At 73.6% G+C, this 13,347-nt stretch carries 11 protein-coding genes and 2 pseudogenes; 7 read left to right on the forward strand and 6 right to left on the reverse strand.

The genetic code is table 11. The annotated features are described in order from the left end of the window. Positions 1-5: 5 nt before the first annotated feature. The 4 genes from ddaH to AB0J12_RS19650 all read left to right on the forward strand — a co-directional run bounded on the left by ddaH (position 6) and on the right by AB0J12_RS19650 (position 5,923). Positions 6-827 (forward strand): dimethylargininase, encoded by an 822-nt coding sequence (gene ddaH, locus AB0J12_RS19635; protein ID WP_363265575.1) that lies wholly within the window; start codon positions 6-8, stop codon positions 825-827. Continuing rightward, positions 824-2,044, forward strand: a complete 1,221-nt coding sequence (gene rocD / locus AB0J12_RS19640; RefSeq protein WP_363265576.1) for an ornithine--oxo-acid transaminase — start codon at positions 824-826, stop codon at positions 2,042-2,044. Before ddaH ends, rocD begins: the two co-directional genes overlap by 4 nt. Before the next feature lie 188 nt (positions 2,045-2,232). Further along, positions 2,233-4,695, forward strand: coding sequence for a SpoIIE family protein phosphatase (locus AB0J12_RS19645; RefSeq protein ID WP_363265577.1), 2,463 nt, complete (start codon positions 2,233-2,235; stop codon positions 4,693-4,695). A 1-nt stretch (position 4,696) separates the two neighbouring features. Beyond that, complete coding sequence (locus tag AB0J12_RS19650) at positions 4,697-5,923, forward strand: SpoIIE family protein phosphatase (protein WP_363265578.1); 1,227 nt, start codon at positions 4,697-4,699, stop codon at positions 5,921-5,923. A gap of 68 nt (positions 5,924-5,991) precedes the next feature. Here the strand turns inward: AB0J12_RS19650 and AB0J12_RS19655 are convergent. Continuing rightward, positions 5,992-6,328 (reverse strand): annotated as a pseudogene (locus tag AB0J12_RS19655) (STAS domain-containing protein). Next, positions 6,325-6,787: pseudogene (locus AB0J12_RS19660) on the reverse strand (PP2C family protein-serine/threonine phosphatase); the annotation flags it as partial. The pseudogenes AB0J12_RS19655 and AB0J12_RS19660, both read right to left, overlap by 4 nt. Here AB0J12_RS19660 and AB0J12_RS19665 point away from each other — a divergent pair. The 3 genes from AB0J12_RS19665 (at position 6,692) to AB0J12_RS19675 (ending at position 9,254) form a co-directional block, all read left to right on the forward strand. Then, positions 6,692-7,324 (forward strand): antibiotic biosynthesis monooxygenase, encoded by a 633-nt coding sequence (locus AB0J12_RS19665; protein ID WP_363265579.1) that lies wholly within the window; start codon positions 6,692-6,694, stop codon positions 7,322-7,324. The pseudogene AB0J12_RS19660 and the gene AB0J12_RS19665 overlap by 96 nt on opposite strands. 129 nt (positions 7,325-7,453) lie before the next feature. Continuing rightward, positions 7,454-8,170 (forward strand): lysophospholipid acyltransferase family protein, encoded by a 717-nt coding sequence (locus AB0J12_RS19670; protein ID WP_363265580.1) that lies wholly within the window; start codon positions 7,454-7,456, stop codon positions 8,168-8,170. 58 nt (positions 8,171-8,228) lie between these two features. Then, positions 8,229-9,254 (forward strand): NAD-dependent epimerase/dehydratase family protein, encoded by a 1,026-nt coding sequence (locus AB0J12_RS19675; protein WP_363265581.1) that lies wholly within the window; start codon positions 8,229-8,231, stop codon positions 9,252-9,254. 47 nt (positions 9,255-9,301) lie between these two features. Here AB0J12_RS19675 and AB0J12_RS19680 read toward each other — a convergent pair whose 3' ends face one another. From AB0J12_RS19680 to AB0J12_RS19695, 4 genes are all read right to left on the reverse strand, one after another. Beyond that, on the reverse strand, positions 9,302-10,897 hold the full coding sequence (locus AB0J12_RS19680) for an alpha/beta hydrolase (RefSeq protein ID WP_363265582.1): 1,596 nt from the start codon (positions 10,895-10,897) through the stop codon (positions 9,302-9,304). Positions 10,898-11,027: 130 nt separating this feature from the next. Next, positions 11,028-11,843 carry an urease accessory protein UreD gene (locus tag AB0J12_RS19685; protein WP_363265708.1) on the reverse strand — a complete coding sequence of 272 codons (816 nt, stop codon included), beginning with the start codon at positions 11,841-11,843 and terminating at the stop codon, positions 11,028-11,030. Positions 11,844-11,917: 74 nt separating this feature from the next. After that, positions 11,918-12,595: an urease accessory protein UreG gene (gene ureG, locus AB0J12_RS19690; RefSeq protein WP_363265583.1), complete on the reverse strand. Its 678-nt coding sequence runs from the start codon at positions 12,593-12,595 to the stop codon at positions 11,918-11,920. A 74-nt stretch (positions 12,596-12,669) separates the two neighbouring features. Further along, entirely contained in the window at positions 12,670-13,344 is a 675-nt protein-coding gene (locus tag AB0J12_RS19695) for an urease accessory UreF family protein (RefSeq protein ID WP_363265584.1), read from the reverse strand. Positions 13,345-13,347: the final 3 nt, after the last annotated feature.

Raw genomic sequence — 13,347 nt, forward strand, 5'->3', positions numbered from 1 at the left:
CCTCTGTGACCGACACCCGTGTGCCGCGCCGGCGGCGCTTTCTCGTCTGCGAACCCAGACACTTCGCCGTGCAGTACGCGATCAACCCCTGGATGCATCCCGACACACCCGTCGACGTCGACCTCGCCCAGCGGCAGTGGCAGGACCTGATCGGCGCCTATCTGGCCCACGGGCACACCGTCGAGGCGGTCGCCCCCGTCCCGGGCCTGCCGGACATGGTCTTCGCCGCGAACTCCGCGGTCGTCGTCGGCGGCCGCGTCTTCGGCTCGCTCTTCCACGCGGCCGAGCGCCGCCCGGAGTCCACCCACTACGACATGTGGTTCAAGACGGCCGGCTACGACGTCCACCGGCCCGAGAACGTCTGCGAGGGCGAGGGCGACCTCGTCTGGACCGGCCGCTACGTGCTGGCCGGCACCGGGTTCCGCACGACCCGGGAGGCGCACCGCGAGGTGCAGGAGTTCTTCGGGCACCCGGTGATCAGCCTGACGCTCGTGGACCCGCGCTTCTATCACCTGGACACGGCCCTGTTCGTGCTGGACGACGGCCCCGAGGAGAACATCGCGTACTACCCGCAGGCGTTCTCGCCGGGCAGCCGTGAGGTGCTGCAGCGGCTGTACCCGAACGCGGTGCTCGCCACCGAGCAGGACGCCCTCGCCTTCGGCCTGAACTCCGTGTCCGACGGCCGCCACGTCTTCATCGCCCCGCAGGCCGAGACGCTCGCCGCCCGGCTGGACGAGCACGGCTATGTCCCCGTTCCCGTCGACCTGTCGGAGTTCCGCAAGGCAGGCGGCGGCATCAAGTGCTGCACCCAGGAGATCCGCTCATGAGCGCACCCGCCCGCGTCCGTACCTCCGCCGAGCTGATCGGCGCGGAGGAGCCCGTCCTCGCGCACAACTACCACCCGCTGCCCGTGGTCGTCGCCCGCGCCGAGGGCGCCTGGGTGGAGGACGTCGAGGGGCGCCGCTATCTGGACATGCTGGCCGGTTACTCGGCGCTCAACTTCGGCCACCGCCACCCGGCGCTGATCGAGGCGGCGCACCGGCAGCTGGACCGGCTGACGCTCACCTCGCGGGCCTTCCACAACGATCAGCTGGCGGAGTTCGCCGAGCGGCTCACCGCGCTGACCGGCCTGGACATGGTCCTGCCGATGAATACCGGCGCCGAGGCCGTGGAGAGCGGCATCAAGGTGGCCCGCAAGTGGGCGTACGACGTGAAGGGCGTCCCGGCCGACTCCGCGACGATCGTGGTCGCCGCGGAGAACTTCCACGGCCGTACGACGACGATCGTCGGGTTCTCCACGGACGAGACCGCCCGCACCGGCTTCGGCCCCTTCGCGCCGGGCTTCAAGGTCGTGCCGTACAACGATCTCGCCGCGATCGAGGCGGCCGTGGACGAGACGACGGCGGCGGTGCTGATCGAGCCGATCCAGGGCGAGGCCGGGGTGATCATCCCGGACGACGGCTACCTGGCCGGTGTGCGGGAGCTGACCCGGCGGACGAACACCCTGTTCGTCGCGGACGAGATCCAGTCGGGCCTGGGCCGCACCGGCCGCACGCTGGCCGTGGAGCACGAGAACGTCATGCCCGATGTGCTGCTGCTGGGCAAGGCGCTCGGCGGCGGGATCGTCCCGGTGTCGGCGGTGGTGGCGACCCGCGAGGTGCTCCGGGTGCTGCACCCGGGTGAGCACGGCTCGACCTTCGGCGGCAACCCGCTGGCGGCGGCGGTCGGCACGGCCGTGGTCGGCCTGCTGGAGTCGGGCGAGTTCCAGCGCCGGGCCGCCGAGCTGGGCGAGGTGCTGCACGCGGGGCTGTCCGCGCTGGTCGGGCGCGGTGTCGTCGGCTTCCGCGCACGCGGGCTGTGGGCCGGGGTCGACGTGGACCCGGCGATCGGCACCGGGCGCGAGATCAGCGAGCAGCTGATGCGGGAGGGGTTCCTGGTCAAGGACACCCACGGCTCCACGATCCGGCTGGCACCGCCGCTGACGATCACCCGCGAGGAGCTGGAGTCGGCGCTGAGCGCACTGGAGAAGGTCGTCGCGCAGTGACGTGACCCGATGTCCCCCGGCACAGGCGCCCGAGGGGGCCGCTCGCTTCGGCGGGCGGCCCTTCGCCCGGCATCACGGGCGGTCGTCCCCGTTCCTGGTGCGGTGGCCACCGCACCCCCTTTCAGGCAGGGTGAAGAGGGACGGGGGCGAGAGGTGGTGGACCACTGTCAGGGACAGAGAGGTCGCCGGTGGGTGCTGACGAGGAGCCGGACGTGGCCGGCCGGCGGTTCGACGTGGCGGACGCCGCGCCGGTGCTGCTCGACGCCCAGGGCCTCGTGACGGGCTGGACCCGCCACGCCGAGCGGCTGCTCGGCTACCCGGCCCCGGAAGTGGTCGGCAAGCAGCTCGCGGACCTGCTGACCGGCGCGGACGCCGAGCGCGTGCCCGAGGTGCTGGAGCGGTGCCGGGTGGACGGCGGCTGGGCCGGGCTGCTCACCGCCCGGTGCAAGGGCGGCCCCGCGACCCGGCTCATGGTGCGCGTCACCGCCGCCGAGGAGTCCCGCGGCCCGTCCCGCTGGCTGGCCCTGCTGTCGGAGGTCACCGGCGGCCAGGGCTGGGACATGAGCCGCACGGTACTGGAACAGATGGTCAAGGGTTCCCCCATCGGCATCGCCATCGTGGACACCGATCTGCGGTTCGTGTGGTCGAACGAGGCGCTGGCCCGGTACGGCGGCGCCCCCGCCGAAGAGCGGCTCGGTCTTCGCCTGGCCGACGTGCAGCCCGGCCTGGACACGGCGGCGATCGAGGAGCAGATGCGGCGCGTGCTGGCCACCGGCGAACCGGTGACCGGCTACGAGCACGTCGGCCGCGTCCGCGCCGCCCCACTGCGCGAGACCGCGCACATGATGTCGTTCACCCGGCTCGAGGACGAGCACGGCCGTCCGATGGGCGTGTACTACACGGTCGTCGACATCAGCGAGCGGCGCCGCGCCCAGCAGCGGCTGGCGCTGCTGGACCGGGCGGGCGAGCAGATAGGCCGCAGCCTGGACCTGATACGCACCGCACAGGAGCTGGCCGACGTGGCGGTGCCGGCGCTGGCCGACTTCGTCGCCGTCGACCTGCTCGAGGACATCCTGCACGGTGGTGAACCCGCGGGCCCGCCGGCGCCCGGCCAGGAGGCCGTGACGCTGCGCCGGGCCGCGCACCGCTCGGTCTCCCCCGATGTGCCCGAGGCCGTCGTGGAGCTCGGGCACGTCGCCTCCTACCGGCCCGGTTCCGCGCCGGTGCGGTGCCTGGCCACCGGCCGCTCATTGCGGGAGGAACGGCTCGACCCGGCGGGCCGCCCGTGGGCGGCGGACGCATCCGGCAGCCGGGAGGCCACCTTCGGCGAGCTGGCCGTGCACAGCGCGATGGTGGTGCCCTTGCGCGCGCGGGGCGTCACCCTCGGCATCACCACGTTCTACCGGCGCCACCGCCCCGAGTCCTTCGACGCCGACGACCTCAGCCTCGCGGAGGACTTCGTCTCACGGGCCGCGGTCTGCCTCGACAACGCCCGCCGCTACACCCGCGAACGTCAAGCGGCCCTCGTCCTGCAGCGGAGCCTGCTCCCGCACCGGCTGCCCGATTTGGACGCGGTGGACGTGGCCGCCTGCTACCGCCCGGCCGACGAGCTGACCGGACTGGGCGGCGACTGGTACGACCTGATCCCGCTGTCCGGCGCCCGGGTTGCCCTGGTGGTGGGCGAGGTGCCCGGCCACGGCATCGACGCGGCCGCTGCGATGGGCCGGCTGCGCACCGCCGTACGGACCCTGGCCGCGCTCGATCTGCCGCCCGAGGAGGTGCTGGCCCACCTCGACGATCTGGTGGCACCGCGCCCGGTCCGCCAGGAGGGCGGCGAGGCGGGCATCGAGGGCGTGGACTGCGCGCAGTCCGTGGGCTCCGGCTGCGTCTATGTGGTGTACGACCCGGTGGACGGGCGGTGTGCGATGGCCGCCGCGGGACATCCGGCACCGGCCGTGGTGCTGCCCGACGGAACGGTGTACTTCGTCGAACTGCCGCAGGGTCCGCCGCTGGGGGCCGGCGGGCCGCCGTTCGAGTCGGTGGAGATGGTGATCCCCGAGGGCAGCACGCTGGCGCTGCACACGGACGGCCTGCTGGCCGAGGGCCGGCACAGGGCGGGCCAGACCGACCGCTCCCGGCTGCGGCAGGCCCTGCGCCAGGCGGCGCCCTCCCTCGACGTGCGCTGCGGGGCCCTCGTCGACGCGCTGGCGCCGATCCGCCCGCACGACGACGTGGCACTGCTGATGGCCCGCACCAAGCGGCTCAGCGGGCGGCAGGTCGCCGGCTGGGAGCTGCCCCGCGATCCGGCGGCGGTCGCCGACGCACGCCGTACGGCGTGCCGGCAGCTGACGGACTGGGGCCTGGACGAGCTGGCGTTCACCACCGAGCTGGTGGTGAGCGAGCTGGTCACCAACGCCATCCGGTACGCCGGGGGCCCGATCCGGCTGCGGCTGATCCGGGAGCGGGCCCTGGTCTGCGAGGTCTTCGACGGCGGCGCCACCGCGCCGCATCTGCGCCATCCGCGCGCCACGGACGAGGGCGGACGGGGGCTGCTGCTGGTCTCGCAGCTCACGCAGCGCTGGGGCACCCGGTTCGTGCCCGACGGAAAGATCATCTGGGCCGAGCAGCCCCTGGCGGGTGCGGAGGCATGACGTGGAGGACGGAATCGACTACGCGGCGGTGTTCCAGGCCCTGCCGGGCGCGGTCTCGATCCTGACGCCCGAGCTGGTCTTCGCCGACGCCAACAGGGTGTATCTGCGCGGGGCCGGGCGCTCCCGCGAGCAGGTCGTCGGCCACCACCTGTTCGACGTCTTCCCGGACAACCCCAACGACCCGACGGCGACCGGGCGGCGCAATCTGGCCGCCTCGCTGCACCGGGTGCTCACCACCGGGCGACGCGACGCGATGGCCCTGCAGCGCTACGACGTGGAGAGCGCCGAACGGCCCGGCGAGTGGGAGGAGCGCTACTGGAGTCCGGTCAACGCGCCGGTGTTCGGCCCGGACGGCGAGGTGGTCCTGCTGGTGCACCGGGTGGAGGAGGTCACGGAGCTGATCCGGGCGCGCGGTGGTCACTCGGGCAGCCGGGCCCGGGTGCTGGAGGCCGAGCTGTACAGCCGCGCCCGGGAGTTGCAGGAGCTCAACGAGCGGCTGCGGGACGCGCACGCCCGGGAGCGTGAGGTGGCGCTCGCCCTGCAGGAGGCGATGCTGCCCGCCGGCCGGCAGATCCGGCACCGGGGCACCGCGGTGCGCTACCGTCCGGCGGTCGGCGCGCTGAACGTGTGCGGGGACTGGTACGACCTGGTGGACCTGGTGGGCGGCCATCGCCTCGGCGTCTCGGTGGGCGACGTGGTCGGCCACGGGCTGGAGGCGGCCGGGGTGATGGGCCAGCTGCGCAGCGCGCTGAGCGCCGCCTCCCGGGTCGCCGCCGGGCCCGCGCAGGCCCTGGACGTGCTGGGCCGGTACGCGGGCGTCGTGAACGGGGCGGAGTCGGCCACGGCGGTCACCACCTTCGTCGACTTCGACACCCGCACCCTCACCTACAGCAGCGCCGGCCATCCCCCGCCGGTTCTCGTGCACGCCGACGGGCGGGTGGAGTTCCTCGACCAGGCCACCGATGTGCCGCTGGACGCGCGGCCCGACCCGGTGCCGCGCGTCCAGGCGGCCACGGCGTACACGGACGGAGCCACGCTCGTGCTGTACACCGACGGGCTGATCGAGCGCCGCCGGGAGGACATCGACACCGGCCTGGCCCGCCTCGCCGACTCCCTGCGCCGCCACCGCGCGGACGACCCCGAACGCCTCGCCGACGCCATTCTGCTGGAGTGCCTGCCGCAGGGCGGCGCCACCGACGACACCGCTCTGGTCATCGTGCGGCTGTGACCGGCCGTCCTGCCCGGTGACGCGTCCTGGGCCGGTGGCGGCCCGGTGCGCCGTCCCGTCGGACGGCGTCAGGCGGCGACGGCGCTCTCCCGGTCCGGGTGGATGGGGAAGATCTGGTCGAGTCCGACGATCCTGAGGACGCGCAGCGTGTGGGCGGGTACGGCGGCGAGGGCGATGTCCGCCTGCGCCGCCTGGGCGTGGTGGCGTGCGGCGATCAGGGCGGTGATGCCGCTGGAGTCGCAGAACTCCAGGCCGGTGAGGTCCAGGAAGGCGCTGTCCCGGGATCAGTGCGAGCGTGGCGACCAGCTTGCGCAGCTCGGTGGCGTTGGCGTAGTCCAGGTCGCCGCCGACGGCCGGCACGGGGCCGGTCGCGGCGTTCTCCGTCGTGATCTTCAGCGGGCTCATCGTCTGTCCGCGGGGTGGGATGCGGTGGCGGGGACGCCGAGGGCGAGCAGCGCGGTGTCGTCGTCGAGGCCGTCGCCGAAGCTGTCCAGCAGTCCGGTGAGGGCCTGGATGAGAGCGGGTGCGGGCCGGCCGGCGTGGCGGGCGGCGAAGGCGAGCAGGTTCTCGTCCCCGTACAGGCTCGTGCGATCGTCCCCGATCCGGGCTTCGGTGAGCCCGTCGGTGTAGAGCAGGAGCGTGTCGCCGGGGCCGAGGACGGTTCGTGGCGGCGGTGAAGGGTGCCGAGGGCAGCACGCCGACCAGGACGCCGCCGGGCGTGGGCAGGAAGCCGGCCGCGCCGTCGGCACGCAGGACCACGGCCGGCGGATGGCCGCCCGAGGCGAGGTGGACGGTGACCTGTCCGGCCTCGGGGCCGGGTTCGAGGGTGCCGAAGATCGCAGTGCAGTAGCGCGGGTCTCCTCCGCCGACACCGGTGAGGCGACCCTGCTGATAGCCCGCCGGGTGGACCCCGGCCACCAAGCCGCATTCGAGCTGTGGGCCAGGGGCATCCTCGACACCGCGGCGACGTTCCCCGGCCACCTCGGACACGGCCTCTTCCGCTCCTCCGGCGGCGACGCGCCCTGGTTCCTCGTCCACCGGTTCCGGGATGCGGAGGCCTGCCGCACCTGGCAGGAGTCGCCCGAGCGTGCGGCCTGGTTCGCCGACTGCGAGGGACACCACCACACGGAGATCGCCCGGCGGAAACTGACCGGCATGGAGACGTGGTTCGCCGAGCCGGGCTCCAGCCGGCCCGCGCCGCCCCGGTGGAAGATGGCGATCAGTGCGACGCTGGCCATCTACCCGATCTCCGTCCTGGGCGGCCTTTTTCTCGTGCCCCACCTGACCGCGCTCCCCCTCCTCCTCAGCAGCGCGGTCATGGCCTGCGCCTTCAACGTGCTAATGACCTACGTCTCGATGCCGGCCGTCAGCAGACTCCTGCGTGGCTGGCTCACCTCGTGACCCCGCCCCCAACCTGCCGACGCTCAGCGACGGGTCAGCATGAGACCTGGCGTACCTGGTTACAGATGACTACAGGTGCGCATGGGCCAGTTGCCGTGATCCCCGCACTGACCTGCAGAGGAGAGAGCCGTGTTCTACTTCCTGCTCAAGTACGTGCTGCTGGGTCCGCTGCTGAGAGTGCTGTTCCGCCCGCGCATCGAGGGCCTGGAGCGCGTCCCGGAGTCCGGTGCGGCGATCGTCGCGGGCAACCACCTGTCGTTCTCGGACCACTTCCTGATGCCGGCGGTGCTCAAGCGGCGCATCACGTTCCTGGCGAAAGCCGAGTACTTCACCGGCCCAGGGCTCAAGGGGAAGCTGATCGCGGGGTTCTTCCGCAGCGCGGGCCAGATCCCGGTCGACCGCTCCGGCAAGGAGGCGGGACAGGCCGCCATCCGGGAGGGGCTCGGCGTGCTGCGCAAGGACGAGCTGCTCGGCATCTACCCCGAGGGCACCCGTTCGCACGACGGCCGGCTGTACAAGGGCAAGGTGGGCGTGGCGGTGATGGCGCTCAGGGCCGGGGTGCCGGTCGTGCCGTGCGCGATGATCGGCACGTTCGAGGCGCAGCCGCCCGGCCGGAAGCTGCCCCGGCTGCATCCGGTGGTGATCCGCTTCGGCGAGCCGCTGGACTTCTCCCGGTACGCCGGCATGGAGAACGAGAAGGCGATCCTGCGTGCCGTCACCGACGAGATCATGTACGCCATCCTGTCGCTGTCGGAACAGGAGTACGTCGACGAGTACGCGGCCGTGGTGAAGGCGCAGCAGGCCGAGGGCGGCGAGCGCCGCTTCCCGCGGATGCCGCTGAGCTGACCTCTGCCGTCGGCAGAACACCCGTGCCGGGGCGGGCCCGGCGCCTTACGGTCGGGTCATGAAACGTGTGCTGGTGATCGGAGCGACGGGCCAGATCGGACGCCCGACGGTACGGGCCTTGGCGGAGGACGGCTGGGAGGTGCTGGCCGCCTCGCGCGGCGGTGGCCGGGACGCCGGATGGCCCGAGGGGGTGCGGCCGGTGCGGCTGGACCGTGAGGACGACGGGGGGCTGGCGTCGGCCGTCGGCGACGGCTGCGAGCTGGTGGTCGACCTGGTCGCCTACGAGGCGCGGCACGCACGGCAGTTGACCGCGCTGGCCGGCCGGGTCGGCGCGGCGGTGGTCGTCTCCAGCGTGACGGTGTACGAGGACGACCGGGGCCGTTCCTTCGACACGCAGGACAGTCCCGACGGCTTTCCGCGCTACCCGGTGCCGCTGACCGAGGAGCAGCCGACGGTGGCACCAGGAGAGGCCTCCTACAGCACCGGGAAGGTGGCGCTGGAGCGCGAACTGCTCGCAGCGGGCGACAGGTTGCCGACGACGCTGCTGCGCCCGGCTGCGGTGCACGGGCCGTACAGTCCGCTCCCGCGCGAACTGTACTTCGTGAAGCGGAACCTGGACGGCCGGCGCCGCCGGGTGCTGGCCCACCGGGGTGAGAGCCGGTTCCATCCGTCGGGCGCGGGCACGATCGCCGAACTGGTACGGCTCGCGGCGGCCCGGCCGGGCTCGCGGGTGCTCAACGCCTGCGACCCCGAGGCACCCACCGTGGCCGAGATCGGAGCGGCGGTGGACGCGGCGATGGGAGTCGAGACCGACACGGTACTCCTGGACGGTGCGCCGCCCTCGCCGTCCGTGGGCCGCACTCCGTGGTCGACCCAGTGGCCGCTGGTGTGCGACATGTCCGCCGCCGCACGGGAGTTGGGGTACGTCCCGGGGGCGCCGTACGCCGAGAGCGTGCGCGCGTCGGTGGACTGGCTGGTGGAACGGCTGACGGGCCGGGACTGGCGGGAGGAGTTCCCGCTGCTCGCCCGGGCCTACCCCGAGCTGTTCGACTACGCGGCGGAGGACGCCTGGTTCAGGGCGTGAAAAGGGGCGGCCCCGTCGGCCGGGGCCGCCCCTCGTCGTCGTATGCCTTACGGCTTGGGCGTGGCGTGCGGGCCGCACGTCACGTCGGCCGCGTCCAGCTTGCCGGTGAGCAGGTAGGCGTCGACCCGGGCGTTGATGCAGGAGTTGACCAGACCGGTCACACCGTGCGAGCCCGCGCCCTTCTCGGTGATCAGGCGGGAGCCCTGGAACCGCTTGTGCAGCTCGACGGCGCCGGCGTACGGGGTGGCGGCGTCATTGGTGGACTGCACGATCATCACCTGCGGCAGGCCCTTGCCGGTCTTGACGTTCACCGGGGTCTGCTGCTTGGTGTGCCAGGTGGCGCACGGCAGGTTCATCCAGGCGTTCGCCCAGGTCATGAACGGGTAGTCCTGGTTGAGCCGCGTGTTGTCGCGGTCCCACTTGCGCCAACTGGTGGGCCACTTGGCGTCGGCGCACTCGACGGCCGTGTAGACGGCGTTGCCGTTCTCCGCGGAGACGTTGCCCGCGGTGTCCGACATGTCGGGAGCGGCGGCGTCGACGAGAGCCTGGGTGTCGCCCGCGAAGTACTTGCCGAACACCGTGGCGACCGGCACCCACGAGGAGTCGTAGTACGGGGCGCTCTGGAAGAAGGAGATCAGCTCGGCCGGGCCGACGACCCCGCCGATGGGGCTCTTCTTCGCGGTGGCACGCAGCTCGAGCCACTTGGCCTGGACAGCGTCGCGGGTGGTGCCGAGGTGGAAGGCGGCGTCGTTCTTGGCGACCCAGTCCTCCCAGTCCTTCCAGCGGCCCTCGAAGGCGACGTCCTGGTCCAGGTTGGCCTGGTACCAGATGTTCTGACGCGCGGGGTTGACCACGCTGTCCACGACCATGCGGCGCAGGTGGCCCGGGAAGAGGGTGCCGTAGACGGCGCCGATGTAGGTGCCGTAGGAGACGCCCAGGTAGTTGAGCTTCTTCTCACCCAGCGCGGCACGGATGACGTCCAGGTCGCGCACGGTGTTCGGCGTGGTCATGTACGGCAGCATCTCGCCGCTGCGCTCGAAGCAGCCGTCGGCGTACTCGCTGGCCAGCTTGCGCTGGGCGAGCTTGTCGGCCTCCGAGTCGGGCACCGGGTCCATCTTGGGTGCCTTGACGAACTCCTGCGGGTCGACGCAGGAGATGGGCGCGGAGTGGCCGACACCGCGCGGGTCGAAGCCCACGAAGTCGTAGGCCTTGGCCACGTTGGCCCAGATCGGGTTCTTGGCGGTGACGCGGGCGGGGAAACGCATGCCCGACCCGCCGGGGCCGCCGGGGTTGTAGACGAGGGCGCCCTGGCGCTCCTGCTTGGTCCCGGTGTTGCCGATGTGGTCGACGGCGAGCTTGATCTGCTTGCCGAAAGGGTGTGCGTAGTCGAGCGGCACGCTGACCCAGCCGCACTGGATCGGCTTGGCCAGGCCCCAGTCCGCCGGGCAGTCCTGCCAGTCGATGCCGGCCTGGGCGGCCCGGGCGGCGGCGATCGCGGCCCCTCGGGCCTCGCGGTCCTGTCCGTGCCCGGCGCTGGCGTTCGCCGTGGGCGCGGCGACCGCGCCGGCTATCAGGGTGGCTGCGGCGACGACACTCGCCGAACCGAGCGTCGCGGTCCGCTTCTTCGCTCTGATGTCCCTCAAGTAGAGCCTCCCCGTACCTTGTGAGTACCTCGTGATGACAGGTACGGGGATCCTTGCTGCTGTGAGGGCTCTGAGAACAGGGCTGGTTGACCTTCTTTGCCAATCCGATAACCGGAAAATCGTGTACCGCTCAGCGGACCGGGGTCGCGGGCCGTTCGACGAGCGCCAGTGCCACGTCCAGCGCACGCCGCAGCAGCAGCCCGTCGGGAGCGACGGCGGTGACGAGCGCGGCCGGCCCGGTCAGGGGAACGACGGCGCACCCCTCCCCCACCGTCATCGCCGGCACGGGTGCGTCGGCGAACTCCGGCCGCACGACGAGGAGTTGTCCGACGGCCCGGTGCCCGGCCAGCACGGCCGGTCCGTCCCAGCCGCCGGGCGCGCCGGGACCGCAGGCCAGTTCCTGGTCGAGGACGGTGCGCCCGCCGATCCGCAGGGTGAGACGGCTGGAGAGCCGGCCGGGTTGCTCGGCGGCCCGGCCGAGGATCTGTTCCTCCCGGAAGACCAGCCGGGCGGTCGGGGCCAGGTCCAGCCGGGTCGTGACGGCCAGCTCACTGCCGGCGGCAGAGATCAGCGGCTCCGGCAGCCACACCAGCTCGCCGCCGTCGGCCACGCGCAGCTCCACGTCGTAGCAGGCCTCGCCGCCCGTCGCGCCGGGCAGCGCGATGGTGGCGGCGGCCGAGCCGAGGCTCAGCCGGGCCCCGGCGGCCACATCGGCGGCGACGGTGAGGTGGTCGCCGCCGAGCGGGGCGCTCATCGCGCCGACCAGCAGGACCCGCGCCGCGTCACCGGCGCCGCGGGTGCGGCGCAGCGCGAGCGGCCCCTCGCCCTCCAGCACGGGCAGCGCGGTGCCGCCGCGCCCGTCGGGCCGGGCGTGGACCCGGGCGACGGCCCGGACCCGGTAGGCGCTCCTCCGGTCGGCGTGGGTGGCCCTGCCCGCGCCGGGCACCGCGTCGCCGTCCGGGCGGGCGGCAGGGCAGGTCGCGCCCGCTGCCCGGGTGGCCGCCCCGGCCCCCGTCGTCGTCACGCCGTCCACGCGGCGAGCCGGCCGCGCACCCAGGCGGCGACGTCGCCGACGCCCTTCTCGCCGCGCAGGGACTGGAAGACCACGGGCAGGTCACCGCGCTGCGCCTTGGCGTCGGCCGCCATCCGGGCGAGGTCGGAGCCGACGTACGGCGCCAGGTCGGTCTTGTTGACGATGAGCAGGTCGGCGGTGGTGACGCCCGGGCCGCCCTTGCGCGGGATGTCGTCGCCGCCGGCCACGTCGATGACGAAGATCTGCGCGTCGACCAGGCCCTTGGAGAAGGTCGCGGTGAGGTTGTCGCCGCCGGACTCCACCAGGATCAGGTCGAGCGGGCCGACCTCGTCCTCCAGGTCCTCCACGGCCTCCAGATTGGCGGAGATGTCGTCGCGGATCGCGGTGTGCGGGCACGCGCCGGTCTCCACGGCGGCGATCCGCTCCGGCGGCAGGACCGCCTCGCGCAGCAGGAACTCGGCGTCCTCCCGCGTGTAGATGTCGTTGGTGACGACGGCGAGGGACAGCTCGTCGCGCAGGGCCCGGCACAGCGCGGCGACGGTGGCGGTCTTGCCGGACCCGACGGGGCCGCCGAGTCCGACGCGTAGCGCGCGGCGGCTGCCGTCGGGGCGGCGGGCGTCGGCGCTGACGGCGGCGGGGCCGTCGTGGGAGTGGTCGAGATGCATGTACGGCTCCTGTGGTTCGGGGTGCGCCGGGACGGTGGGGGTGGCCCGGCGGGCGGTGCTGTGGTTCGCGTGCGCTAGGACGCGAACAGGCGGACCGGCCGGCCGGCGTGGGCCTCCGCGTCGATCTCCAGCAGCGGGGCGGAGGCCGCCGGGAGGGCGTCGACACCCTCGTCGGCGACCCGGCGGGCGGCGCGGACGGCCTGCTCGACGACCTGGTCCAGCTCCGGCGCCAGCCGCGCCAGCACGGCCGTGGCGTCGAACGGGTCCAGGCTCAGCAGCCGCACGGTCGCCGTGGCCGGCCCGCCCACGCTCTCGTAGGCGGCGCAGTACGCGGCGTCCTCCGGCCCGCATCCGGCCGCGCGCGCCGTCAGGCCGAGCACGACCGGATGGTGGGCGCCCTTGGGGAACCGCGCCGCGAGGGCGTCGAGGTCGGCGGACGGCCAGGTCGCCCGCGCGGCCCGCATGAGCTGCCGGCCGAGCTTGCGCGCGGCGGTGCGCAGCGCCGGTGAGGGGGTGCGGGCGTCGGCCGCCGCGTCGAGGGCGGCGGGGTCGGCGCCGAGGGCGGCCGCCGCGGCCAGCGCGGCGGACACCAGGCCCGTGGTGTGCAGCCGGCCGCGGCAGAACCGCTCCAGGCCGGCCGCGTCGGTGATCCGTCCGGCCCGGACCGCTTCCTCGGCCCCGCCGGAGTGCGCGTGCCCTCCGGCGGGGAACCGGCCGTCGGCCAGGACGAGTAGTGCTGCTCGTGTCATCGC

It is taken from the genome of Streptomyces sp. NPDC049915 (assembly GCF_040656475.1).
GTDB lineage: Bacteria > Actinomycetota > Actinomycetes > Streptomycetales > Streptomycetaceae > Streptomyces.

Excerpts from the sequence above, each read along its gene's own strand:
- ureG (WP_363265583.1), bottom strand. The coding sequence starts at position 12,595 with ATGCATCTCGACCACTCCCACGACGGCCCCGCCGCCGTCAGCGCCGAC.
- AB0J12_RS19675 (WP_363265581.1), top strand. The coding sequence starts at position 8,229 with ATGAAACGTGTGCTGGTGATCGGAGCGACGGGCCAGATCGGACGCCCG.
- AB0J12_RS19665 (WP_363265579.1), top strand. The coding sequence starts at position 6,692 with ATGGCCGCCCGAGGCGAGGTGGACGGTGACCTGTCCGGCCTCGGGGCC.
- rocD (WP_363265576.1), top strand. The coding sequence starts at position 824 with ATGAGCGCACCCGCCCGCGTCCGTACCTCCGCCGAGCTGATCGGCGCG.
- AB0J12_RS19695 (WP_363265584.1), bottom strand. The coding sequence starts at position 13,344 with ATGACACGAGCAGCACTACTCGTCCTGGCCGACGGCCGGTTCCCCGCC.